Annotated in this window: 18 protein-coding genes; 8 read left to right on the top strand and 10 right to left on the bottom strand. The window is 55.2% G+C overall.

Going from position 1 to position 24396, the window contains the following annotated elements:
* Positions 1–624 precede the first annotated feature (624 nt).
* Positions 625–990: an STAS/SEC14 domain-containing protein gene (locus DM872_RS26560; protein ID WP_077526042.1), complete on the bottom strand. Its 366-nt coding sequence runs from the start codon at positions 988–990 to the stop codon at positions 625–627.
* Between the two features lie 437 nt (positions 991–1427).
* Between DM872_RS26560 and DM872_RS26555 the strand changes: the two genes are divergently transcribed.
* Positions 1428–2084, top strand: a complete 657-nt coding sequence (locus DM872_RS26555) for a hypothetical protein (protein ID WP_179062192.1) — start codon at positions 1428–1430, stop codon at positions 2082–2084.
* Positions 2085–3176: 1092 nt separating this feature from the next.
* On the opposite strand, the gene DM872_RS26550 is transcribed toward DM872_RS26555, so the two are convergent.
* The 4 genes from DM872_RS26550 to DM872_RS26535 form a co-directional block, all read right to left on the bottom strand.
* The gene (locus tag DM872_RS26550; protein WP_179062191.1) at positions 3177–4007 is read right to left on the bottom strand and encodes a phytanoyl-CoA dioxygenase family protein; all 831 of its coding nucleotides are present in this window, start codon (positions 4005–4007) and stop codon (positions 3177–3179) included.
* A gap of 64 nt (positions 4008–4071) precedes the next feature.
* Positions 4072–5460 (bottom strand): amino acid permease, encoded by a 1389-nt coding sequence (locus DM872_RS26545; RefSeq protein WP_179062190.1) that lies wholly within the window; start codon positions 5458–5460, stop codon positions 4072–4074.
* A 55-nt stretch (positions 5461–5515) separates the two neighbouring features.
* Positions 5516–6940, bottom strand: coding sequence for an aldehyde dehydrogenase family protein (locus DM872_RS26540; RefSeq protein ID WP_179062189.1), 1425 nt, complete (start codon positions 6938–6940; stop codon positions 5516–5518).
* Between the two features lie 415 nt (positions 6941–7355).
* Entirely contained in the window at positions 7356–7544 is a 189-nt protein-coding gene (locus DM872_RS26535; protein ID WP_179062188.1) for a YhfG family protein, read from the bottom strand.
* Between the two features lie 447 nt (positions 7545–7991).
* Here DM872_RS26535 and DM872_RS26530 point away from each other — a divergent pair, with 447 nt between their 5' ends.
* Complete coding sequence (locus DM872_RS26530) at positions 7992–8201, top strand: hypothetical protein (RefSeq protein WP_179062187.1); 210 nt, start codon at positions 7992–7994, stop codon at positions 8199–8201.
* 222 nt (positions 8202–8423) lie between these two features.
* Here the strand turns inward: DM872_RS26530 and DM872_RS26525 are convergent, their stop codons facing one another.
* Positions 8424–9212, bottom strand: coding sequence for a helix-turn-helix transcriptional regulator (locus tag DM872_RS26525; RefSeq protein WP_179062186.1), 789 nt, complete (start codon positions 9210–9212; stop codon positions 8424–8426).
* A 157-nt stretch (positions 9213–9369) separates the two neighbouring features.
* Here DM872_RS26525 and DM872_RS26520 point away from each other — a divergent pair, with 157 nt between their 5' ends.
* The 6 genes from DM872_RS26520 to DM872_RS26495 all read left to right on the top strand — a co-directional run bounded on the left by DM872_RS26520 (position 9370) and on the right by DM872_RS26495 (position 15836).
* Positions 9370–9660 carry a helix-turn-helix domain-containing protein gene (locus tag DM872_RS26520; protein ID WP_179062185.1) on the top strand — a complete coding sequence of 97 codons (291 nt, stop codon included), beginning with the start codon at positions 9370–9372 and terminating at the stop codon, positions 9658–9660.
* A 243-nt stretch (positions 9661–9903) separates the two neighbouring features.
* Positions 9904–10035 (top strand): helix-turn-helix domain-containing protein, encoded by a 132-nt coding sequence (locus DM872_RS31085; RefSeq protein WP_444860453.1) that lies wholly within the window; start codon positions 9904–9906, stop codon positions 10033–10035.
* A gap of 461 nt (positions 10036–10496) precedes the next feature.
* Positions 10497–12059 (top strand): DNA cytosine methyltransferase, encoded by a 1563-nt coding sequence (locus tag DM872_RS26510; RefSeq protein WP_256873481.1) that lies wholly within the window; start codon positions 10497–10499, stop codon positions 12057–12059.
* Positions 12025–13686 (top strand): McrB family protein, encoded by a 1662-nt coding sequence (locus DM872_RS26505; RefSeq protein WP_179062184.1) that lies wholly within the window; start codon positions 12025–12027, stop codon positions 13684–13686. Before DM872_RS26510 ends, DM872_RS26505 begins: the two co-directional genes overlap by 35 nt.
* A gap of 3 nt (positions 13687–13689) precedes the next feature.
* A complete protein-coding gene (locus tag DM872_RS26500; protein WP_179062183.1) occupies positions 13690–15342 on the top strand; it encodes a DUF2357 domain-containing protein in 1653 nt (550 codons plus the stop codon).
* 8 nt (positions 15343–15350) lie between these two features.
* Complete coding sequence (locus tag DM872_RS26495; RefSeq protein WP_179062182.1) at positions 15351–15836, top strand: very short patch repair endonuclease; 486 nt, start codon at positions 15351–15353, stop codon at positions 15834–15836.
* A 178-nt stretch (positions 15837–16014) separates the two neighbouring features.
* On the opposite strand, the gene DM872_RS26490 is transcribed toward DM872_RS26495, so the two are convergent.
* The 4 genes from DM872_RS26490 to DM872_RS26475 are packed head-to-tail and all read right to left on the bottom strand — an operon-like array spanning position 16015 to position 24396.
* Positions 16015–17769: a hypothetical protein gene (locus DM872_RS26490; protein ID WP_179062181.1), complete on the bottom strand. Its 1755-nt coding sequence runs from the start codon at positions 17767–17769 to the stop codon at positions 16015–16017.
* Positions 17769–19394: an ATP-binding domain-containing protein gene (locus tag DM872_RS26485; protein WP_179062180.1), complete on the bottom strand. Its 1626-nt coding sequence runs from the start codon at positions 19392–19394 to the stop codon at positions 17769–17771. The genes DM872_RS26490 and DM872_RS26485 overlap by 1 nt, the downstream gene beginning before the upstream one ends.
* A complete protein-coding gene (drmB, locus tag DM872_RS26480) occupies positions 19391–21184 on the bottom strand; it encodes a DUF1998 domain-containing protein (protein WP_179062179.1) in 1794 nt (597 codons plus the stop codon). The genes DM872_RS26485 and drmB overlap by 4 nt, the downstream gene beginning before the upstream one ends.
* Positions 21181–24396, bottom strand: coding sequence for a helicase-related protein (locus DM872_RS26475; protein WP_179062178.1), 3216 nt, complete (start codon positions 24394–24396; stop codon positions 21181–21183). The genes drmB and DM872_RS26475 overlap by 4 nt, the downstream gene beginning before the upstream one ends.

The following is a 24396-nucleotide window of genomic DNA, read 5'->3' as shown; positions in this document are numbered from 1 at the left end:
AGCCATGATCAAACTCTTCAGTTCAATACTGCTTGGGTTTTGAGAAAACCCTAAACTTGGCTCAGCAATCGCAAATAAACTCTCGAATTCACGAGTGTTACTTGTGATGCTGATAATCAGTTGACTACCAGTCTTACCTCACAAGCACCCACACGAATTGCTTGATTCAGTTGTTAAAGAGCGTTTCGATCAAGTCTTTCGTCTCAACCGAGGCCGCGCATTCTACAGCAGCCCTTCTTACTGTCAAGCTGTTTTTCGAAAATCTCTTTTCTACTCAACCGCTTGCGCTTCCGATCCGATTCACTCTTCTCGTCAGCGGGAGGCGCATTCTACAGCGTTCAAACTCACTGTCAACACCTCCTGTTCAGCCTCATTCGCCAGCGGCGAACTTCTCGAAGCGGAACCCTCCAGCACCCTCCCCAAACATTCAACTCATTGATTTACAAGGAGTTTTGCTTGGCGACTGCGCCGGAATTGGGGCGCATTATAGGGATGCAGAATCTGCCGTCAACACTTAATTGAAACCTTTTCGCCATTTCGACGGGAAAGCCGCAGTACCACCCTCCCCCTCTATAAATAGAAGCGCCGCCCGAAGGCGGCGCTAGCGATGGGTCTCCGAAGGCTTCAGCGCTGCAACCAGGCTTCAGCTTCCGCCGCTTGTTGCGAACCGAAAGCCTTAATCGTCAATCCCGGAATCAGCGCCCCCTCAACCTCGCTCACCTTCCTCACCCATCCCGTGTCGGCCACCACCGCCATGCGATCAAATCGGCGGACCACCTTGAACAGCTGTGGAATGTGAGAGACCTCAACGGCCATGGCGCCAAGCGTCGGCATATCGAATTTGCCTATCCGATAGAGCATTCGGCCGTGGGCGATGCCTTCGGACTGCTGCGACAACTGATTGATCGCAGCGCGCATGTCATCGCTATCGAGTTTTCCCGCAAAGTCGACGTCTACGCGGTTCTCGCCATTTCGCATTACCTGGAACATAGGAGCACCTCCATACAGGAGTGTACTTTTCACGATACGCCGCCTACAGGAAACGACAAGGCGATAACAACAGCATGAAGATTGGCGAACGGACCGAAGCCGAGATGAAGCGGTTGAAGGGAGCAAGGGGAAGCTGGCACGGGAGGCAGCCATCACGCAGCAGACCGTTCAACGAATCATAAGGGCAAGTCCAAGAGCCCACGCCAAGAGAACAACCATGTGATTTTCAAGGCGTTCAGCTGCACGTGTTGACGTGGTTGAATCACCTGTTCATCAAGCGCAGCCAGGCCCCCAAATGCGGGCCACTTCAAGCTAATCTCTGACAACGACAGGTACGAGAACCAGACCGCCAAGATCGAGGGCGTGATATTCACGCCAGAGGGTTGCGGATCTGGAATGCCCGAAAGGGTTAAGCCAATACCGCCTAGGACATCGCTATGCGCGCTACTCTGCTTTTCCTCACTGCTGTGCTGATCACTGGCTGTGCGACCGACGCACCGGAGGACCTGCCTACTGCGCCACTTGCGGTTCCCACTGACTCGCGTACGCAATTGATCGTCAATTTCAAAGCGGGCAACCAGGTGTTCAGGAATGCCCACTGGGATCGGTTTAAAGACTCTTGGCGTACCGCCATCGAGAAGGAAGCGTCCTCTTACGGGTACTCCGTGACCGAACAGGTTGGCCCCATTACCACCACGTCTACGCCGGGCTTGCTCCTGATAATCAAAGTGGACGACTTCCTCTATGTCTCCGACCCCGAGAGCGACGAGGACGCCTGGGTGGATGCGCGAGTCATCTACCTCGATGCGCAGACCGCCAAGGAATACGGCGAGCGCAGCTACAACACCAATGCTTCTTCCTGGGAAAGCATTTCCACCGCAATGACTAATGAGCAGGTTCAGGCGCTAGCCAAGCGCATGTTCGATGAAATCCGCCCCCACGAAACCTCTCCAAGCGCCCCTCCACCCGCCCCAGCCGCCCAATTTGCGACGAGCCATGAGCAAGGAAAGCAGCAACAGCTGGAGCAGCTTAACCGCGAAAGGCTGAACTACGAGGAGTACCAGAAGCGGTATCGGGAGATTGTGGGACAGTGAGCGGTGCGAGAACCAGACGACCATGACCCTGACTGGTCGAGGCTCCACAAGAAGGCAGGCCCATGCGGCAAGGAGCAAGCTTACTTCTTCTTTGTGCGCGACCTCGCTCACCTGCCGTTTGCACGAGGCGATGACGAATCTGAACTAGCCGCGTGGGCCCGGACGCGACCAATGTGTTGACCTCTCGCCAGAGTGTCCACGTGCGAGATTCACGACAAATGGCCTTGAACGATTTAGCAACTGGAGTACTCGGAATAAGTGTGAGGCAGCGATCAGCGAAGTTCACTGCTGGAATCATCAGACTCGGTCTGGGGCCCCTGCCACAGCTCACTGACCACTGCCTCTCCGGACCGCAGCGCATCTCAATGATCGCTGCGGTTCGTCATTTGAGCCCCTCATCTGAACCACGCGCCTCTCCTGCGCCATCGCCGCCAACACATCTGCATAGTTCGAGGCCGGCCGTCGCGACCTAGCTCCATGCCACCTCTGAACTCGCCGGCATGGATCGAAGGGAAACATGAGGCAATCAACACTCTGACCGAAAGGTTGAACGTCTCTGGATGCTCCTGCCTCGAACGGTTGAGGCCACATGCGGCCTCCCTCGAGGTGATATATGAACCCGAACCAAAATCCAAACCAGAAGCCTGGCCAAGGTCAGGAACAAGGCGGGCAAGGCGGCCAGGGGCAAAACCCGAACCAGAATCCACAGAACCCTGGTCGTATGCCGGGTCAAGGTGGCCAGGGAGGCCAAGGTCAGGACCCTGGACGCCAGGGCGGTCAAACCCAGAACCCCAACGATCCGCAACGGCAGCAGCCGCGCAACCCTTCAACCGAAGACAGGCCTGACGATTGGAACAACCCGAACAAGGGCGGCGGACGGCCCTAAAAACCGAGCGAAACCTCAGCATGTCTGAGTAAACACTTCGCCCACCTGAGGCCCGGCTATATGCCGGGCTTCTTTTGTCGAACGCATACGAAAAAAGGCCGGTTCATTTCTGAACCGGCCTTTCTCTGAAATGGAGTCTGTCTTTCACGATACGCCGCCTGCCGGAAACAACGACGTGACCACAGGCGGCGTAAAGAACCCACCCGTCACACCACCCTGGGCCAGAGCACCGGGAACAAGGGGTGGTTCAGCGGCGATCCGTCCGCGAGTTGGTCGACCAGCCCGGGAAACTCTGGCGAGGTTTTCCAGGCACGCGGTGCGTGGCGCATGTCATCGCCGAGGAAGCGCAGGGAGAACGCCCGCCGACGCCGTTGCCCGCCCACCCCGCCAGAGGCGTGCAGGGTCAACATATGAAAGAACACCGCATCTCCCGGCTCCAGTTCCCAGCCCAGGATGTTCCACCTCCCTCGATCCGCTTCTATATCCGGCAAGTCCGCCAGAGTGCCTTCCGGGAACCATTTGGCCTGGTTGTCCAGGAAACTCCGCGGCATGAGCCAGGGCCCTAGATGCGAACCGGCGACAAACTCCAGCGTCGACTCCCGCGCCACCGGATCCACCGGCATCCACATGCTGCAGTTCTGCTTGCCGTCCACGTTGTAGTACGGCTGGTCCTGGTGCCACGGCGTGCGTTGACGGGTATTGGGCTCCTTCACCAGCAAGTGATCGTGGTACAGACGCGCTCCGCCACCTCCCATCAACTGCGCCGCTACCGATCCCACGCGACTCTCAAAAATGAAGCGCCGGTACTCCTCTATCTCTCGCCAGTTGCAGAAGTCCTCGAAGAACCAGCCCGGGTCATCGGGACTGCTGGCCACCTTGGCCCTGTCGCTGGGTGAGGCGAGGTTGATTTCGATACCTCGCTCCAGCAGCGCCACTTCATCGGCCGTAAACAGCTGGCGGATGCAAACCGCACCGTCGCGCTGGAACGCCTCGACCGTCGATTGAGGAAGCTCGAACTCATAACTGTGCCGCGTCATGCAGGACTCCTTTCTTTCCCAAGGTAATGCGCTTCGACAGGGCCACGAAGGGCCGTCATCTCAGTCAGGGCAACTCAAGCGCACGTGAATCAACCTCCTTTGGCCGCACCCAACGCCAGTAGGCAAGCGAGAGCAGAACCAGCCAGACGGCGCCGACATAGAGCGCCACTCGCGTTTCCGGGAAGATGCCCAGAACCACGAACATGAACACCATGAAGGCGATGGCGAAGTACTGCCCGTAAGGCCAGAACGGTACCCGGAAGTGCAGCTTCGCGACCTCCACCTCGCCAAGGCTCCGACGCATCGCCACCTGGGAGAGCAGGATCATCAGCCATACCCACACCCCGGCGAACGTCACCAGCGATGCGAATGTCAGGAACAGCTCATTCGGCATCAGATAGTTGAGCAACACGCCCAACAGCAGCGCGACGGCGATGACCACCACGGTCATCCAGGGCACGCCATGGCGAGACAAACGCCCGAACGCTGCAGGCGCATGGCCGATCTCAGCCATGCCGTAGAGCATCCGACCCGTGCAGAAGATGTCGCTGTTGATCGCCGATACCACTGCCGAAATCACCACCAGGTTGAGAATGCTGGCGGCCGACTCGATTCCAAGCCCACTGAAAATCTGAACGAAGGGACTGCCCTGGCTACCGATCTTCGGCCAGGGATAGAGAGCCATCAGCACCAGCAACGTCAGCGCGTAGAACAGAAGGATGCGTAACGGCACCGAATTGATGGCTTTGGGGATCATCCGTTGCGGGTCCTTCGCTTCTCCCGCCGTGAGGCCAATCACTTCGATACCGCTGAAGGCGAACATCACGATCGTGAAGGACGCCACCATGCCCTCGACGCCATTGGGGAAGAACCCGCCATGGGCCCAGAGGTTGCTGAGCGTCGGCTCCCCGCCCGAACCATCGCCCAGCCGGATGCCCATCAGCAGCACGGCCAGCCCGGCCGTGATCATGGCGACAATGGCCAGTACCTTGATCAGCGACAGGCAGAACTCCAGCTCGCCAAACACCCGCACGTTGCACAGGTTCAGCGCTGCGATGAAACAGACAATGCCCAATACCCAGATCCAGCGCGGCGTATCGGGAAACCACAGCCCCATATAAATGCCGAAGGCCGTGACATCAGCCAGACAGACCATCGCTATGGCGAAAGCGAAGGTCCAGCCGGTGAGAAACCCCGCGTAGCGTCCCAGGTACCAGCTTGCGTACTGACCGAAGGAGCCTGCCACCGGCGAGCGCACTGCCATTTCCCCCAGGGAACGCATCACCAGGTAAACCACAAGGCCGCCAATCAGGTAGGCCAATAGCACCGAAGGCCCTGCCCACTGGATGGCTGCCGCCGAGCCGTAGAACAACCCCGTGCCGATGGCCGAGCCCAGTGCGATGAATCGAATATGCCGCGCACTCAAACCACGGCGCATTGCGGAACCTTCCATCGAGTTGTCTCCTTGTTGTTGTTATCAGCGAAACGTCCGAGCTGCCCGCCCTCGCCTACCTTGGGTACCAGCCCCAGCGTTCGGCACTGTCGTAATGGATGATCTGCTTTCTCTCCAGGTAGCTCTCCAGCCCCGAGGGCTCTGGGGTGAAGGCAGAGGGCGAGCAGTTGACCCAGGTCGTCCCGGCACGCAGCCCGTTGGCGATGCGAGTGGCACGCTCCAGGTCAGCGGAGAACACTGCGGTCGCCCGGTCGTCGCCGTCGTGATTGAGCAATGCCAACGCCTCCGCTTCCGTCTTGAAGCGCTTTACGCAGATCACAGGGCCAAGGACGTCCTCACGCCAGATTTCATGCCTGACGTCGGGCTCATCGAAGATTGTCGCTTCAACGAAGTGGCCGACCGGTAAGTGGGCTGGGCGTCTTCCACCGATGAGCAACTTGGTAGCCCGTTGGCCGTGCTGAACCACCGTGATGAACTTCCGATGCTGCCTGGCACTGACGAGAGGCCCCATGTGAACCCCCGCCTCCATCCCATGGCCCACACGCATACCGCGCACGGACTCAACCAGCCGCTCCAGCAGGCGAGGCGCAATGCTCGCTTGAACCACCAATCGCGAGATGGAACCAGAAGCCTGCCCCTGGTTAAGGAAGGCGCCGTGCACTATCCCCTCCACCGCGGCGTCTACGTCGATGTCGTCGAACAGAATGCAGCCCGCCTTGCCGCCTGATTCCGGACTCAACCTCCTTTCCCCGACCAGGGCGGTCAAGGGCATCTTGACCCCGAAAGGCAAACGACCGAAGGACAACCTGTCCACGCCCGGGTGCCGAACCAAGGCCCGGTCGACCTGCCCCTCGAAGCCCGACAGGATGTTCAGCACCCCGGGCGGGAGACCGACTCGGCTCGCCGCCAACCCCAACTCCAGGGCACTCAGCGGCGTGAGCTCCGACGGCACGACCACGCATGTCGCCCCTGCTGCCAACACCGGCGCAATCGCCCGCGCCGCCATCAGCAACGGGAAACTCCAATGGATGATCAGCCCCACCACTCCCAACGGCTCGTGGCGAATCCGACAGCTGAAACCCTTATCCCTCAGATGCAGCAGTTGCTCCTGACGTTCATCCAGCTCGCACGCCAGCCTCGCGTAGTGGCGGAAACACTCGATGGCATCGGCCACATCTGCCTCCGCTTCGAGCAAGGGTTTGCCGTTGTCGCGAACCTCCAGCCCCGCCAGGGTCTCCTTGCGCAGCTCCAGGTTGTCGGCCAGCGCATTCAGGTACCCCGCCCTCTCGCTGCCAGGCATCTGCGCCCAGCCACCATTGAAGGCCGTTCGGGCAGCTTTCACGGCCAGGTCCACATCCTCCGCACCGGCCGCCCCCAACTCCATGATGCGTTTCTCCAGAGCCGGATCAACGGTGGAGAACCGTTGCCCTTGCCTCGGCGCCACCCAACGCCCATCGATGTAGAGCGTTGGCTCGCTCATGGTGGTTTTCCTCGCGCGACTTGATTGATGAACGAAGGCTATCAATGCCGCTGCGAAGGGCGCCTATGCCGACAGAGGTACGGGCCACCTCGCCGGGCTGTCAGGCATTTCTCAGAGGCAGAAAACGCGAGGCGATTCAGCACCTCGAGACTCACGAGGCGCACGATGGGGAAGGAGGAGATTCGAAGAAGGGGTTGAGTGGGACGATGCCCATGCAGTTCATTGCTGCAATCGGGTATTCAGGCAATCGGCGGCCCGATGGAGCGCTCGAAGATACGGATCCACTCGCCGTAGTCGCAAACCACTGCATCGACATTCGCCTGCAGCCACTCACCCTCCTCCACCGGCCACCAACTGATCTCATAGCCGGCGTTGACGATGAGGTGTTCAAACAGGGTGCGCAGCGCCCCGGCCGTCAGCCCTGCCTGGAATGGTAGGCACTCAGCACGGACTCACGCGAAGGCAGCTTGCGCTCGGCATCGGCCGGCGTCACATCGACGCCCTTCAGCCGCAGGCTGGCCGCGTAATTGGATTGGCGTGCCTTGGCGTAGTAGGCCTTCTTGGCCTGCAGGGACGGATTGGCATTGGCTGGCCGCTCTCGCAATAGAGGACGCAGTTACAGTGGATGACGTTTTGGACGACCCAATGGGAGAAAGTGCGCAAGCTCAATGCCCTACCGCACTGCGAACGCTCAGGCCACCACCAAGCCGGAGGTAACTCCAAAGCACCAGGCGCGAGTCACCCCTCTCCTCTTTAGGGAGAGGGGCCGGGGGAGAGGGCAGCTGCCGGCGTGCTCTGCGCCAATCCCCTTCGCCTCAGTCAGGATGACGACATCTGCCCTGCCGGCGATCACGTCACGAAACATAGTCACGGGACCATGCGACACCAGGTCGCAATGGTCACTTCACAGAACCATGACATGCTCCAGGTGCATGCACGAAGGCGATTTCGACGGTTCGGAAACGATCGGTTTCGACTTCATGCTCGCGACGTCGGCTATTCGCCGTTATCAGAATTGTTCGGTTCATCCCCTCAAATCAGGAGGTCCGCCATGAGTGCACGCTTTTCGGTGAAACGGGTCCCACGTGTAGGCGTCAGAGGGATCAAGAACGTGGAGGATCACGGAGCAAACGCGCTGGATGCCTGCTGGTATCGGATCATCGACAGAGCAACTGGCGATTTCGTCGGTGGCAGGCATGCAGAACAAACCGGGGCGCATGATGAGTGCGAGCGGCTGAACAACAGGACGAGATGTGCGTGATCGTGCTACCTGGTAAAGCCCCGTTCTGTGCGGGGCTATTGCAGGTTGCCAACCCATCTACCTATTGAGGCGAATTCGTACATACTTCCTTCACGTACTGCTTCCCCCTCGATCACGGCTACCGTTCTCTGGATGCCGGTTCGGATATCTGCAAGACACTGCCCGCTAGCGAGATCGAGCTCGGCTCTTCCTGCACCAGCGCCGTCAACGAGGTCGGGGGGATTACCCGCCCTTGAGCTCCCTGATAAACACCGCCAGCAACTCGGCCTGGCTGCCTATCTCCAACTTGTCGTAAAGGTTCTTGCGGTGGACCTTCACCGTTCCTCGCTGGATGCCGAGTAACTCCGCGATCGAGCTATTGGTGTTCCCTTGCAATACCAAACGGGCAACCTGACGTTCACGCGGGCTCAACACTTCGTGCCCAAACTGGTCGAACGCGTTGCGAACCCTCTCATCCAGGTCATAGGCAACACGCTGCTCCTTCGGCCGATGCGCCTGCCAAGCCGAACGCACTACCTCATCCACCACCGGCACCGCACTGCGAAATAGCCGCAGCTCCTTTTCGCTGAACGACAGCCTCCCCCGTCGCCTCATCAGCGACAGCACCGCACTGCCCTGGCCCTCCAGGCTGGTGAAAAAGCCCAGCTCCTCGCACAGGCCCAGGCGGCGGTAATAGCTGCGGAAGTACTCACTGGCAGAAAAGCCCTGGGGCGCCAGGCTTTGCATGCTGTGTAACCCCTCCGCCTGGCCGCCCTGACTAGCGAGGTAGAACGGGTCCAATCGATAAGGTCCTGCCTGATACTCGTGCACGAAGAATTGCCGTAGGTGCGCCGGGAAGGTGTCGAACAGCGACAGCGGCAGATAACGCCCCTCGTAGATGAACAGCACGAAGTGATCGATGAAGCCCAGACGCTGCAGCCAGGTGGTCAACGCCTGTAGTTGCGGCTGACCGGGAGGTCGAGTGAGGACGGCAGCAACATCGCGGGTCCATTCGGTTAGCTGGCCGTGCATGGTCGATCTCTCAATCCGCCGATGCGGATTTGTGCATCTGCGCAGATGCAAGAATGTGCGTGCCGGCAAATCCGTCAGCGCATGAAAGCGCCGAACATGCCGAAATGAGTTAAATATAACGTGGTTTTGATTCTCCCTCCACCGGACGCTTCTGCCCATGCAGAAGCGATCAGTCCAACCCGGCCGACCGGCCGGCTCCACCACCTTCGATGCCGAGCTGGCGCAAGCCTTCGGCGCGGCAGTGCGCGCCCTGCGCAAGGAGCAAGGCATCGCGCAAGAGTCGCTGGCGAACCTGGCCAGCATCGAACGCTCGCACATGGGCAAGGTCGAGCGCGGCGAGCACATGCCCACCCTGGCAATCATCTTCAAGATCGCCGGCGCTCTCGACTGCAGTACGGCGGCGCTGATGGCAGCGACGGAAAACCAGCTCGCCGCATCCAGGGCATAGTCCCGCGACAGTGTCTGCTGCAAAGGGCAGAGCGACGAAGTGGTCGTCATGCCACAGATAAAAGGGATCGGATAGAAAGTTAGAGCAGGAAAAATAAATCCGTCCCCTTTTCCCTTAGACCGGCTCCACCACCTTCGATGCCGAGCTGGCGCAAGCCTTCGGCGCAGCAGTGCGCGCCCTGCGCAAGGAGCGAGGCTCGCGCAAGAGTCGCTGGCCAACCTGGCCAGTATCGAACGCTCGCACATGGGTAAGGTCGAACGCGGCGAGCACATGCCCACCCTGGCGATCATCTTCAAGATCGCCGGCGCGCTCGACTGCAGTACGGCGGTGCTGATGGCAGCGACGGAAAACCAGCTCGTCGCATCCAGGGCATAGTCCGCGACAGTGTCTGCTGCAAAGGGCGGGGCGACGAAGTGGTCGTCATGCCACAGATAAAAGGGATCGGATAGAAAGTTAGAGCAGGAAAAATAAATCCGTCCCCTTTTCCGGCCGTAGAAGCAATTCATGAGTTTGATTGGAAGACATTCTGCGAAGTTAGGAGTTGGGACAAACGAATGAGCGCGTGGTACGTGGGCGCCTCCCAGAAGACGCTTGCAAAGGCGAAGACTTACCCCCCAACTGATGATGCAAGGTTATGCATAGTGATGCATAATGGTGCCTTTCCATCCAGCGACGAACATCACACATGGCCCGTAACCCCGTTGCACCGGATCGCAAGACTGTCAGGACGTCCGTCCTGTTGCCTGAGGACGCACACCTGCAAATCCAGGCCCTGGCAGATGCAAACCATGTCTCCGCTGCCTGGGTCATCCGAATGGCCGTTCAACGCTTCCTAGATGAACAGCAAGGTCAGCTTGAGCTACCTCTACGCTTGTCCGCACGACAAGGATTCGATTCCAATGACTGAAGAAGTAATTCTCCGCAAACTCGCACGCTTGCAAGCGGGTGCAAAGCCTCGTGTTCTGGACCTGTTTGCCGGCTGTGGCGGAATTTCTCTCGGCTTCGAGGCCGCCGGATTTGATATGCGTGCAGCTGTCGAGTTCGACCCGGATGCCGCAAGGTCTCATGGGCTGAATTTCCATGGCGGTGCCGAAGCTCATAGCCAGCCGATCGACATTACTCGGACGTCACCAGCAGAGCTTTGCGCCCGCCTTGGCACTGGAAAAGTGTCAGATGCATTCGACGTCGTTGTAGGAGGACCGCCATGCCAAGCATTTGCTCGCGTTGGCCGCTCCAAGCTACGAGAGATTGAGGACCACCCTGAGGCGTTTATTCACGACCCCAGGGCACAGCTCTACAAAAAGTACTTGGAGTATGTAGACGCATTTCAACCGCTTGCAGTTCTCATGGAGAACGTTCCTGACATCCTGAACCATGGCGGCCAGAACATTGCGGAAGAAACGTGCGAAGTGCTGGAAGCTAAAGGCTACGTATGCGGCTATACGCTTCTGAACGCCGCCTTTTATGGTGTACCCCAGATGCGCGAGCGGATGTTCCTGATCGGCTATCGCAGGGAGCTCAGGCAGCAGGTGTCCTTCCCTTCACCGACTCACTGGTTGGTGCTCCCTCCGGGATATGAAGGGTCGCGCTCAGTAGCTCTGAAGTCACTTCGTGGTCTCTTCGACGACGCTCATTCTTATATCGAGCCTCCAATAGCGACCCCTGACTTACCGCCTGCAGTGACGGCCGAGGAGGCGCTGGGCGATCTACCTGTGATCAACGCCAGGGAACTCTTGGCTGAGGGAAAAATTGCACGTGGCGCTCGACGTTTCGATACTCCCGCCGGTTACAGCCGCAACAAGCCTTCCGCCTATGCAACACTTATGCGGACTTGGCCTAGGCACGAAGCATCGAGCGAAGGTCCGAAGGATCATGTCATTCGATATCTGCCTCGGGATTATGAGCTGTTTGCCCGGATGAACCCTGGAGATCAGTATCCCGAAGCCTATGCACATGCGGTAGAAATGTTCCATGAACGCTTAGAAGCGGCCCAAGCAGCAGGAAAAGAACTCGCGGAAGGTTCTGCTGATTACAAGGCTCTCTGGGACTCCATCGTACCTCCGTACGACGCCAGCAAGTTCCCTAACAAATGGCGAAAAATGTGGAGCAATCAGCCTGCACGCACACTTATGGCACATCTGGGTAAAGACAGCTATAGCCACATTCATTATGACAGCAAACAGGCACGCACAATTTCTGTACGCGAAGCCGCCCGACTACAGTCTTTTCCGGACGGATTCCTTTTCAGCGGCACAATGAACCCTGCATTCAAGCAGATAGGCAATGCCGTGCCCCCGCTTCTAGCAAAAGCCCTAGCCACGCAAATAATGAAAGCGCTTAAACAGACGGAAATGGAGTCAGTGGATGAACCTTGTCGATCGGCAGCGGCAATTTCTTGAAGCAGCGCAAGAGCACTTCGGAGCCACAAAGAATACCCGCATCAATAAGCTCTTCGGAGTTTCGAATAGCGCAAAGATAGTGGAAGGTGGTGTGCAGATCGGCGTACCGAACCTGGACAGTGCCCGTGATAACGCTGAGGCTTTTATCATGGCGTGTGTGATGAGGTTCCCGCCAGAGGACGAAGTCTATTTCGCCATATTGGTCCGGAAGGACAAAACGAATTTTTTGGCACGGCTTACCGACATGAAGGTGCTGGGTGAGTCCGCCAAGAGTGGCAGTGACGAGCTCCGCGAGGAGAACGAAGAAGAGGCGAGCGAGTCAGATAAGCCTTTCAAATATAGCAAACGCAATAACTTGGCGGCCGTATACTTAGCAAAAGATGGTCGACTTTGGATGCGTAATTCCGGCTTTTGGAACAGCCTCGATTTTGACTTAACGCCGTTCGGCCCCTCAGTGGAGCCAGATGAGATCGTCGTGTCTCTATATCCTCCAACAGCGTCGGCTCGACGTAGTCTGTTGGCTCGTGAATTCATTGGCTGGCTGGGCAAGCTTGCCGGCCAGGAAAAGATTCATGAGCTGTCAGTCTGGGCTGACACGAAAACAGTTGGGCCTCTAATGCGACGGATGCCGTCAGCTATTCCGATCGCAGACATTGAGACAGCAGTCGGTGATCTTGGAGGTTACTATCCCAATGGAGAGGTCAGGCGGCTCCATGCAGCACTGAACTTCCTTAGTCACAAACACTTTGTCATCCTGTCAGGCCTGTCCGGTACAGGCAAAACGCAATTGGCCTTGAAATACGCCCGTGCAGTCCATGGACTGACATCGAATACAGAGCCCGATCCACTGTTTTTTGAGTGCCCTGTCCGCCCCGAGTGGACGGATCCGACTGGCTTGACGGGTTACTACGACGTATTAACAAACCGGTATGTCGTGCCGACATTCCTTGAGGCGGTGCTGGTCGCTACTGCGCACCGCCAATCACCAGTGTTCGTTCTGCTCGATGAAATGAACCTCGCGAGAATTGAATATTACCTCTCTGATGTACTTTCATGCATCGAGACTAAAGGCAATTTACAACTGCACTCTAACAGTATCCCTCTGGAAGGCACCACGGGAGGCAGCATACGCTCCGAGCTGCCACTACCACCAAACTTGTTCATCATCGGCACCATAAATGTCGATGAGACAACCAATCCCGTCAGCGATAAGGTCCTTGATCGAGCATCCGTGATCGATATGTCTGCCGTAGACGTCCCTGGTTTTATCGCCTCGCTTGCAGCCCGGTGCCCTGAACTCGGGACCGCACGGACGGCGGTAGAACCGAAATTGTCTGAAATTCATGGGATGCTGCAACAGCATGGGTTTGGATTCGGATACCGCCTCATTGAAGAGTTCCTACGCTATCACGCTTTCGATGCGACTCATCTTAAGAGCGCCTCAAGCGATATAACTGACCAGCTGCTGGTGCAAAAAGTTCTAGTAAAACTGCGTGGCGCAGAGCGACAGCGCCCGCTGCTTAGCAGCCTCGACAAGGCCTGTGTGGGCCTGCCACGAGCCCAGGCTTATATCAGAAAACTGCTGCATGATTTGGATGATTTCGGCTCCTTCCAGGCGATGCGGTAACCAATGACAGCCCTCTACATTCAAGCCGAACGCGATGGAGAGGCATGGCAGGTCTGGCCCGTGCCTAATGCAGTTCCCGAGGGAGCCATTCGGGAAGCGACTACGTATCTGTTTGAGCTGAGGGACTGCGAAGACGCACTGGCTGCCGAACTACTAATTGATGATGTACCGGCGGAAGCACTACGTTCCCGTCAGCCGGATGTAGCACGCTGGCGCTGGAAACCTGGCTTTCATGCCGGAGTGATTGAGGCAGCACTTCGTATCCCCGGCACAGGTACGCGCCGTTTCCAAATAACTACTGACCCGGACTTACACAAACTCACCCGCGAAGATTTTGACACGATGGTACGCGAGGTGCTTGAGGATACTTTCGCACTATTCTCACTAAGTGCATTCCGCAAAGGAATTGCACGCCAATCGGGCAACAGACCCCCCCCACTTGCGCGACTCGAGTTCCTGCGTTCACGTACAGAGGAAATTGTCGAAACGATTGCCGCAATCGCTCGTTCGCCTCGCCACTATCTACGTGCTGAGGAGATAACCGTAGCCTCACACCAAGCGAGACGGGCAACAGGACCGGAGATCATCAAATCATTCCGATCCGGCGTAATCCACTCTGAGATGGTTAGACCGTCCAGGCTGCCAGCCGCACTCAAGGGACACCTGCCGGCAAAGATCAAGTTGCGGCATCGCCGGAATAGCGTGGACATACCTGAACATCGCCAGATCAAAGCCTGCCTTAAGTCGTGGGCCTCATGGCTTTCTGGTGTCGCTGACGTACTTGCAAAGACCAGCACACCGAACGACCTAGAAACTATCACAGCAGCAGATAGCTGGGCGGTCCGAGCACGTCATATCGGACGTAGGCTCAAGAATGCCGCAGGTTCGGGCTTCATGGCTGAGGTGGGTGACGGGCCGGCACTGTTACATATGTCCTCGCTGTTCCGCAACGATCCGACCTATCATCGCTTCTACCGACTGTGGCAAGACATGAATCTGGGGCTCGCGGCGTTGTTCGGCGATTTTTTGCAGATGCCTCTAGCGAGAACTTACGAGCTGTATGAGCTCTGGTGCTTTCTTCGCCTTCTGCGCGCTGCTATCGCGGAATATAACCCTTCCGGCACGAACTTAGGCAACCTATTCATCACCGATGCCACAAACAACGTGACGATAGCCTCTGGCTCCATAATTGTGCCGATAGATGCAGAAAAGGAGCTGTGCTTCCAGAGGCAGTACCGCGAATATTGGGTCGAGCCCAGCGGCGAAGGAAGTTTCAGCCGCACAATGATCCCAGACATTGTCTTCGCCGGCTCAGGTTTCGGTAGGTCAGATCGAAGAGTGATTGTCCTGGATGCTAAGTACCGCATAAACGATGGACTGAATGAAGCTCTAAACTCGATCCATACTTATCGCGACGCCCTGGTTCAGAAGACACTAGGTGGCCATATCGAAGGCGTTGTGACGGCAGCCTATCTACTCACACCACATGTGCCTGCCCTCACATCCGATTTCCACAAAACACCAGTACCGGGACGCCTGTTTCATCCGCAATATCGCGAAAAGTTTCGATTTGGCGCGGTTACACTACGACCGGGAATGAGCACAACTGACCTCCGAGCTTGCCTGAGAAGTATTGTCGCCGATGCTATTGCATAGGAGGGTAAATGGTCGACGTACTCACCTCCGAACAACGTCAGCTCAATATGAGCCGCATCCGCGGTCGCGATACCAAGCCTGAAATGCTGATCCGGCGCGGGCTTCACGCACGCGGCCTACGCTATCGACTTCACGTCAAGACTCTACCTGGCCGTCCTGACCTTGTTTTTCCACGCTTCCGAACGGTTGTATTTGTCCATGGCTGCTTCTGGCATGCGCATGGATGCAATCTTTCAAAAGAACCAACCACACGAAAAGAATTTTGGACTAGCAAACTTGAGGGCAATGCAATAAGGGACAGAATAACCCTAGATGCCCTGCAAGCATTAGGATGGCGCATATTGATAATCTGGGAGTGTGCTTTGCGCGGGCCGAGCCGCATTGAATACTCCAACGTACTTGATCGCTCTACCTATTTCATCCGCGAAGACGAAAAGGTTACTTTGGAAATTTCAGGGCAAAAAATTAAACCAACACCAAAAATTACACAATAAAACCCCACACCAAAATAATTCTCATAGAAAAACTCCCCATTCAACCCACCAAAAAATTCCTTATTCATAGGAATCAAGGAACTCAAGTAGCATGAAATCAGAATTTTGCTAATCTTGAAAATCACATCTCAATCAAAAGCCCCAACCAAAACCGTCTTTTACGCACAAGACCAAGAAATCAAAGACGATCTACCTTAACCCTTCTAGACCTAGGAGTCTTCCGCGGCAAAGCATAAAATTCCAACGCCCCAGGAAGCATCCGCATTATTGCGTTCACACCCTTTATATCCGGCAGAGAATAAATATCACAAAATAAGAACCGAGAACCCGTCTCATCAAATCCCGGGTACCATAATCTTGACCCTCCCGCGCGAATAGACTCTAAGTCTTTTACCTTCCGAAGTTTTTGACGCTCATCAAGATAAAATCTAATCGAATGGATCTCGGGATCTACGGAATGATAACTAGAAATCTCAACCAAGTGTTCTGAACCCAATTTTACAAGAAACGACCCAGGTATTCGCCCTCCCCCCAGCACCTCAAATTCTGAGCTATCGAAACCAGAAATCCATTTTTGTATATATCCGTATTTCCCCTCCCCTACCTCCTCCATCCACTCAACCAAACTCTCACCACTGGCAATAATCGACGTAACCCAGGAGGCATTTACTAAAAACTCCGAAACTGAGAACAACCCTCCCATATCCCGCGAAGGATCGACACTAGCTTTCGCGATCATTGCAGCCACTAAAGAAATTTGACGAGCATTTACCTTCTTCACCTTCCACGAAGTGCTTATCACCCCTTGCTTAAGTCCCACGAAAAATGCTGCGATAGTAGAAACTCTTACACCAGCAGGTTTTTCCGCATCAAGAAATACATCCAACGCCTGTACGTTATCGACTATCAGCGCAAGCAGTGTACCTCGAAGCAAGATAGACTTTTCGTCAGACAACCAGTCACCAGTTAAAGCGATCCTATTGCGAATCACAGCATCGGCAACTTCAAGCCACTTTCGATCCCCCTCCTCTTCATGTCCTCCCTTTACACTACTGGCAAACCCTGCGGCAACCCGACTTAGCAGGTGGCGAGGAGAGGGATCATCGGCACCTAAAAATGCGGAAACTATAGCTTCCTGGCAATTTAAATCTATTTCGCGCTGCTCAAGAGCAACTCTAAATGCGGTCACAAAATCGAAACCCGAAGACGCTCCTTTCTTACAAGAGCTCCCCAAGAACTCTGTGATCGCCGCTCTACAATCCGGCCTGGCATTACCCAAAGACAAGACCGAACCTACGCCGGCCGCGAATCGATCGGCGATCAATCCTACTCGTTGAAAAGAGGCTGCTGACCGAACCAAAAAGCGTGGCTCACCCGCCCATCCAAAAAGCGCGGCATCGACTTCACAAGAATAAGTTTCGGTATCAAACTCATCTACTGGTCTAAACTTAAACTCGTCGGCTTCTGAGCTAGTGCGAAACCAAAGCTTGATCACGTCCTTATGCTCGAGAATTCGCGGTCGCATCAAAGCAACAACAGGAAAAACCTCGATCAACACAGGAAACTTCTCCGTCCGCCCGGAGTGTAGAAGAACCTCCTCTTCCGAGCGCAGCCCCCCCTCAAGCAACGCAATGCCCGCCTCTTGAATAGCGAGCTTTACATCGGGCACTGGGAAAAACTCAGAAATGCATAAACCACCGAGAAGTATCAGAGCATCTTCGCGATTACAGGGGAAAAATAATCGTGCGCCGGAAGCACCTCCCACTTTGGTGCTCTCCTCAACCATTTCGGTTGCCTGACGTCCACCATCATCCGGCCCAAATGGCATTGGCTTTTCGTGCACATAACTTTCACTAGCTAAACCCGTTTTCTCTGACGCAGGAAATACATCTCCACCAGGCCCCCGGCCCACATTTATCTCCAACTGTTTCATTATTTCCTCCACCATTCACCACGATCGGCCTTGTACTTAAAGCCAAGAGACTCAAGCAAGTTCGCGTGTTCATGGCCTGCCGTCACCCAAACCGCACCGCCCCTTTTACGCTTGTCGATTAGTGGCAGTCTCAATTTCCTAGCGAGCCGCTCAATCTCAATAAACCAGTCAGGTGACTGTGGATTTTTATCAGCGGAGTGCAAGCCATCAGGCGTTACTGAAAATTCTATGTGGCTAGGCAAAGTGGAATTTTCTCGCGACAGATACTCTTCACCAGGAAGAATCTCTTGATAAACTCCATGCCCTGCACGAGGACCCGCGTCGAGCAGACTAACCCAATCTCTAGCTCGAGAAACCGCAACAAACATCTGCATCTTGTACTTATCAGCGCCATATATCCCTATTGCAGCCTCCTGAGAGTCGACAATAAATACAGCATCAAACTCAAGCCCCTTGCAACTTTGCATGTTCAAAACTGTTACGACATCAGCACCATCAAAGACCAATTTATTAGCTGGATTCTGGCGTCGAGATGACCAAGAGTAAGTTTGAACTGTAATGACCCGCCCTTTGATTCGACGCACTACACCTCGCAATCTATCAACCAGATCTTCACGCGTCCCTTCTTCAAAAACCACAACACCAACTTCCTTCAACGGATTATTGACAATCCAAGTCAGAATCCTCTCAACTATAACAGATCTATCGGCACAAATTTCATACAAAGGCTTCTCAGATGTTCTAGTTGGCAGCCTTGGCAATACACCAACATCAGCAAAAAACCGCCTTGCCAACTCAGCAATTTCCCTAGAATTTCTAAAATTATCTAGCAAAAGATATCTATTTTTCTCAATTATTTTTAGCTCAGTATAGATCTGCTCGATAGTTGAATTCTCTTCGGTTAACTGCTGATTCTCATCAGCCAGAACAAAGCACTGAAGTGGATTACTTACCTTTCTCATCCGGCCAAGCGCAGACAACACTCTCAGAAATGCGTAAAAAGCTGGAGGGAAATCCTGCCCCTCATCTACTAACAGAACACCAAGATTGAGCAAAGAGTCACCAATAAGCTCGTCATTGTTAATCAGATGTCTTGAGACCTCTCCCCAATCGATACGGTTTTTGTTGTCGTCAATAACCGGAGGCTCAGGCCATAACGTCCATTTTTCAAATGCGTCCGGGTTCCGAAAGTACACCTCCGAGTCAACCATCCAAACACCCCTACGCGTCTCCCAAGGCCGCCATTCATTGCTGCACCAATATACACCGACCTCCTTAGCTGAATCTTTTTCCTCATATGGAACCTGCACAGCAATTCGGCCAGATGCACCAGGGTGCGGAGGCAAACCGCTCGCGCGCCACCATTCCCTAAACCAGGAATGCACTGTCTGGGAGGGTATAGGAGCATCAACTCCGGCATTTGAGGAATAGGTCATCAATACTTGGTTGAACATGCCAAGCACAACTGGCACCTTCCTTTTCTGCAGCTCGATAGCCCTTAAACATGCAATGAGCGTCTTCCCAGTACCTGGAGGCCCTTGTACCAGCACATGACTATCCAAAGGTGCATAGAGGTAAATCTGTTTCTGCTCTTCGGTAAGTTGCCTCAACTTCGGCAATCTCATTTCGAGCTTTCCATGTACTTCAACAACCCCCACACCGGATCGAACAACATACGTCGATCCAAAAGGGTATTAGCAGATACACAACTTGTTTCAGAAACCAAACTACATGCGTGACACGCGGCGTGATTGAAGCCCCCAAGTCCCTGGCCGGCTGTTTCGGAACAGACTGGATCGGCCGAGCACCAGCGCCCTTGGTCTAATGCCTCGATGATCGATTGAGCTAAGCGATCCTCACGCCCCTGGCGAACCAGTCCCCCCAATGAACCTTCAGAGTCGCCATCTGCTGTAAAGATCATAATGGCCGCGTATCTCTTCTCCCTATTAAAGTAGAGGCGCTCCCTCAGGGAGGAAGATGAATAGCCACACTCGAAGGTTATTCGCCGCAGCAGCAGATGGGTGAGCGTATGAATGGAGAGAAACACCGGGTCCACTCTAGGAAGGAACCAGAAGTTCTCGTCGAGTCGCTTCTGCTCCAGAGCACCGAGCACATTCTGCTCACCTTCAGGAATGCTAGACGCCCAGTTTTCGAGCATGTCGAAGTCGAGCGCAAGTACGATGCCTTCTCCAAATACCTCCGCCGCGGGCAGCCAACGCTCGTTTGCTCCTACATCCGGGCGAACGGTCTTGTCCGGAGTTCCCGGCTTGACTCGTTGAAAACCGAGATAGGCCCTAACTTCCCTCAGACGCCTGATCAACAGCACTCCACCAATAAGCTGCTTCATCCATTTAGGTGCGGATTGAGCTATCGCCTCTCTGACAGCCGAAAAATTCTGACTGACCAGTTCACCGTCATGCAGCGCCTTTTCGATCGTTCGCCATTCTTCATCCAACAAGAGCTCTTGATCGATTACAGCTTCTTGGCTTGCAGTGTTTCCCGCAACAAGGGGCCGGCCGTCAGCATCTGCCTGCAAGACATCCAGAACGACTGATGGATCACATCCGACTGCATCAGCCATAAATCCAACAACTTCCTCGATGTAATCCCCATTGTCCCCTTCAGTATCTCTAATCAGACTGAGTACTTTCTGATACCTTGGATGCTGCTTGACCTGCTCAGCGAACTCGACAGCAGGGTTTTCGACTACATCGGCAGGGATATCAAGCGCAGAAATCGTGCTCGGATAGTGGAGGTTGGTGGCCCCGCGCTGGAGGACGACGACGTCCGCAGTACATTCTTCTTGTTTTCCGAATATCCACGGATGCCGGCCGGTGCAATTTCGAAACATCTCCTTCACGATAACCTTGCTAGCGAGATCCTCAAGCGTTCGGGAACTTCCGCAGTCTTTGCACTCGACACGCAGGGACGCAAGTCCCCCGGTCGCAGCTTTCACATCTACGACAAAATGCAATCGGTTTCTAACCTTGCATCCCCCCTTCGCCCCGTGATTACCACTGTGAGCCCAGAAGCCCCAGTCAATATCGTCCAGATGGCCGTTCTCGCAAGCAGCAACAAACCTCATCGGAACCAATTTTCCACCACAGCTGTTACTTGGACAGACAGGTTCGGAGGCTTCCTTCTCCATATCCGTCCTCCAGCTTGTCAGGCTACGGCACTTTTCGCAGAACATTGCACGAGGAAATCTGCGAACCATTAATGTCGGATTCTCCTCCTTCGGCGCCTTGAGAACCTTGTGCAATCGGGACGATAGACGCCTGAGATCAATGACCCTGAGTTGAGCCTGCTTCCACAAATCGATGCCCGGTATCAGGAAAGACTCCTGACCTACATCAATGACCGCACCTACTCCGGCCATTCCGGCAACTGCACTGGATCGGATTTCACGCTTCATAGCTGACTCCCCGCCGCATTTTCCTGCACCATGGGGACCTTGAGTTTGAGTGGGGTATCCACACTCCGGAGCGATTGCAGCGTTTCCCACCCCCGCCCAGGCTCCCGGAAGGGCCGGATTAGGTTCGCGTGAGCACGCCCCCCACTCTGAAAGCGAAGATTATTGCGATGAGTAGTTGCGAGCTCCACCCAATCGTCAATGAAGCGACTCAGGCACTCACGAGACTCAAGAATGTCTCCGTCGCGAGCCTCATCGACACGGTTGAGGAACACTTCTGCAAGCTGCCAGATCTCGTCACTCTTCGTACTAATCTTTGATGCATGGTTGTTTGCGTGAATGGCGGACACCATGCGTACTAGAGCTAGGAAAGCACCGTGGAGACCTCGATCCTGCGCAGGCTGGGCAAAGGGGGTGACGCTTGTCGGCTCTACGTGACGGTAGTATCCCTTGTGAAAAGCCCGGAAAAACTCGTAATGAGAACGGTCCCTAGGCTTTGAGGGACTGAACAACGCAAGGACAATACCTGGTAAGCGCTTGCTGTCACGACCAACTCGGCTTGAGGCCTGGATGTATTCGGAAACGGTCTTCGGCTGTCCGTTGACCATCATCAATCCAAGCCGCTGGACATCAACACCTACGGAAAGCATGTTGGTGCAAGCCACAAAATCAAGAGCTGACTGGTCAGGAATCGCGATTCCAAGTTGATGCAGCGCTTCAGGAATCTCACTGTCCCTTAGGTTTGCAGATAGTTCCTTTACGCCCGCACCAGATACTGTCCGCTTTTCGCCCAGCGCTTTCAGACGCGCCGGGATGTCGTCTCTTGCCAGCGAGAGTGTCTTGCCTAGTTCGCGCTTGCTGTTGTGGTAGGCCACAAGCGTCCACCACGTGTCGGCAAGCTCTGCAACTCGCTGCCTCATAACACCACCTGCAGCAAGAAGAGCTGCAGCAGTAATTACGTTCGAGAAAGTCGGCGTATGTCCTTGTCCCATCGCCCCAATATAAAGTCGTCCAGCTACGTTAGACTCAGATTTGGAATAGAAAGAGTCCGCCGCATCCAGGCCCGGAGGTGGGAAGAGCGACGCCTCTCGGCCATAGAGCTTTCTGATCTGGTCATCCGCGCGACGTATCGTTGCAGTTGCACAGATATATTTTGCTCGAGCGCCGAGACACCCGATGGCGGTATCGATCGCAGCCTCATAAATACCTGCCAAGGTGCCAAGCGGCCCCGAGATAAGGTGCAACTCATCCTGGATGACCAGCGAAGGGGGAGAGACGTGCCCGCCTGTTCCGAAAAATGCTCGCGCTTCATCGCGCCAAGCGAGCATGGCAAACTTGTCGATCGTGCCAAGAAGCATCGTCGGGGGGTATGCGTAGAGGTGCTCATCAATGAAGCTAATTGGCAATGCCTCATGAAATGAGCAAAAAGGATTCGGACAGAAGACTTCGACGGCCCCATCTGCCAATCGCAGCCCAACCCCCTCATCACCTTCATCTTTCGGTGACGGCACAATGGGCGTAGCACACGCAGGGCACTGCTTCAGCGGTACCTTGACACCCTCAACCTTGCCTATTGCAGAACGGATCTTGTTGAGGTCAGCAACTGCATGAGTGTAATCATTTGGCGAGGAATCCTTCCCGACCCACAGACCCAAGCTGAATGCTGTCACACCCGGAATTGCCCCAGCTCGCCTCAGGGTCTCGAGGGCACAGATAAGGCTCCCGGCCCGCTCGAACTGTTGGATGGTAAGTAGGCGCAAGGTGTATCGCTTGATGATTGCCGTACCGCCACCCCGCTCTCCCTCTATGACCCGGCGACGAATCATCTCAAACGCAGCTACCGCGAGGTACGCTTCTGTTTTTCCGCCACCAGTTGGGAACCAGATGAGGTCTACGATCGATCTATCCGCATGATCTGACTCCCACAGACCACGCAGCGACAGCAGAAAGAAAGCTAACTGGAAGGGGCGCCAGCGGAAGTCCTCCGGATTAATAGCAGCAAGAGAAACGTCCTCATAGACCTGCCCGGGCTCCCGATCTCGATTTGCTGCAGCCCGTGCGATGCTAAGAAGCATCGCGCGATTGGCAAGCCTGAAGACATCCATCGACGCTGATTCAGATGTGAGGAGCTGAACGCCATCTTGCATCCGCTTTATCGCGCCATCGATGCGCAGCAAGATACGATCCCGCGGCTTCTTGAACCGCTCAGGGAAGCTCGCTTTGGCAAGCACGTCGTACCATTCCTGATATGCCGAGATGAATCTCGAAAATGCCGGTATCGGATCGAACTCTGAATCCTGCAAGCGAAAAATTGATAGTGCTGCCTTCACATCATCAGGTAGGGAATCAATATCGGTCGTCACTGGCGGAACTTCCAGAGATGGCACGAAATCTACTGCAACTGATTCAACACGCCCCAAAATAGCCTCAGGCCACTCCACACCACAGCCATGCCCAACCGCAAACGCGGGGAGGGCCCGATACTGGAGCGCCAGCTCTTCTGACTCGATATCCTCGCTGATAGTCGGTGGATCCGGGTAAGCAGTGACGCCGTTAACGGGTCGGCACTTCATGCGAACCTGGAACAAGATGTTCTCGACTTGGAGAAATTCCTCCTCACCAGTTGTGCTCTCGTTCACCAGCGAAACGGTAGCAATGCGAACACCCTGTGCACGCCGAATGTACAAGCGAAGACTAGCCCTGCCACCAAATACCAGCCTCTCCTGCTCACCATCCGAAGCTGCAGAAAACTCGACGAGCTCGCCAGTAGCTCCCTGGACTAATGAAATACGCTTCCAAACTAGATGCCTACGCTTTGAGCCTTTCTTATGTGCCTCCTCGGAATCTACCTCCTCAGCTACCAGCTCAGCCGCCTGCCTCAGGTATCTGGCGCCCCCAAGTTCTACGTGAATCTTGGTCTCTTCCTCATCAATGGCAAAAGTCAGGCCAACGGAAGCAGGGAGCTTTTGGAAGAGCATATCCATGGCGGACTCACTCTCCGCCTGGTCATCGTCGACAGAAGAATCTCCAGCCAAATCATCTTCGTCTGCAGTTGCGCCTCTTGTGGTCGCTCCTTTCGGGAAAAGCATGCCTGTGAGATAACGCTTATTGGGCTTCTCCCGGAGCTCCTCACTGGGTGATGAAGGGCCGACAAGCCTAGCGAATACTTCGCCGACAAACTGTTTGCGCAACTCTTCTTTTTCCTGTCTGTCCAT

It is taken from the genome of Pseudomonas taiwanensis (assembly GCF_013393345.1).
Lineage (GTDB): Bacteria > Pseudomonadota > Gammaproteobacteria > Pseudomonadales > Pseudomonadaceae > Metapseudomonas > Metapseudomonas resinovorans_C.
Note: the sequence above shows the minus strand (reverse complement) of the source record. Positions and strands in the feature narration are given on the sequence as shown.

What these genes read in the sequence shown, in the direction of transcription:
- DM872_RS26530 (WP_179062187.1), top strand. Translation starts at nt 7,992, where the DNA reads ATGAGTGCACGCTTTTCGGTGAAACGGGTCCCACGTGTAGGCGTCAGA.
- DM872_RS26490 (WP_179062181.1), bottom strand. Translation starts at nt 17,769, where the DNA reads ATGAAACAGTTGGAGATAAATGTGGGCCGGGGGCCTGGTGGAGATGTA.
- DM872_RS26500 (WP_179062183.1), top strand. Translation starts at nt 13,690, where the DNA reads ATGACAGCCCTCTACATTCAAGCCGAACGCGATGGAGAGGCATGGCAG.
- DM872_RS26475 (WP_179062178.1), bottom strand. Translation starts at nt 24,396, where the DNA reads ATGGACAGACAGGAAAAAGAAGAGTTGCGCAAACAGTTTGTCGGCGAA.
- DM872_RS26560 (WP_077526042.1), bottom strand. Translation starts at nt 990, where the DNA reads ATGTTCCAGGTAATGCGAAATGGCGAGAACCGCGTAGACGTCGACTTT.
- DM872_RS26545 (WP_179062190.1), bottom strand. Translation starts at nt 5,460, where the DNA reads ATGGAAGGTTCCGCAATGCGCCGTGGTTTGAGTGCGCGGCATATTCGA.
- DM872_RS26555 (WP_179062192.1), top strand. Translation starts at nt 1,428, where the DNA reads ATGCGCGCTACTCTGCTTTTCCTCACTGCTGTGCTGATCACTGGCTGT.
- DM872_RS26485 (WP_179062180.1), bottom strand. Translation starts at nt 19,394, where the DNA reads ATGAGATTGCCGAAGTTGAGGCAACTTACCGAAGAGCAGAAACAGATT.
- DM872_RS26505 (WP_179062184.1), top strand. Translation starts at nt 12,025, where the DNA reads ATGAACCTTGTCGATCGGCAGCGGCAATTTCTTGAAGCAGCGCAAGAG.
- DM872_RS26510 (WP_256873481.1), top strand. Translation starts at nt 10,497, where the DNA reads ATGAACAGCAAGGTCAGCTTGAGCTACCTCTACGCTTGTCCGCACGAC.
- drmB (WP_179062179.1), bottom strand. Translation starts at nt 21,184, where the DNA reads ATGAAGCGTGAAATCCGATCCAGTGCAGTTGCCGGAATGGCCGGAGTA.
- DM872_RS26525 (WP_179062186.1), bottom strand. Translation starts at nt 9,212, where the DNA reads ATGCACGGCCAGCTAACCGAATGGACCCGCGATGTTGCTGCCGTCCTC.
- DM872_RS26520 (WP_179062185.1), top strand. Translation starts at nt 9,370, where the DNA reads ATGCAGAAGCGATCAGTCCAACCCGGCCGACCGGCCGGCTCCACCACC.
- DM872_RS31085 (WP_444860453.1), top strand. Translation starts at nt 9,904, where the DNA reads ATGGGTAAGGTCGAACGCGGCGAGCACATGCCCACCCTGGCGATCATC.
- DM872_RS26540 (WP_179062189.1), bottom strand. Translation starts at nt 6,940, where the DNA reads ATGAGCGAGCCAACGCTCTACATCGATGGGCGTTGGGTGGCGCCGAGG.
- DM872_RS26495 (WP_179062182.1), top strand. Translation starts at nt 15,351, where the DNA reads ATGGTCGACGTACTCACCTCCGAACAACGTCAGCTCAATATGAGCCGC.
- DM872_RS26550 (WP_179062191.1), bottom strand. Translation starts at nt 4,007, where the DNA reads ATGACGCGGCACAGTTATGAGTTCGAGCTTCCTCAATCGACGGTCGAG.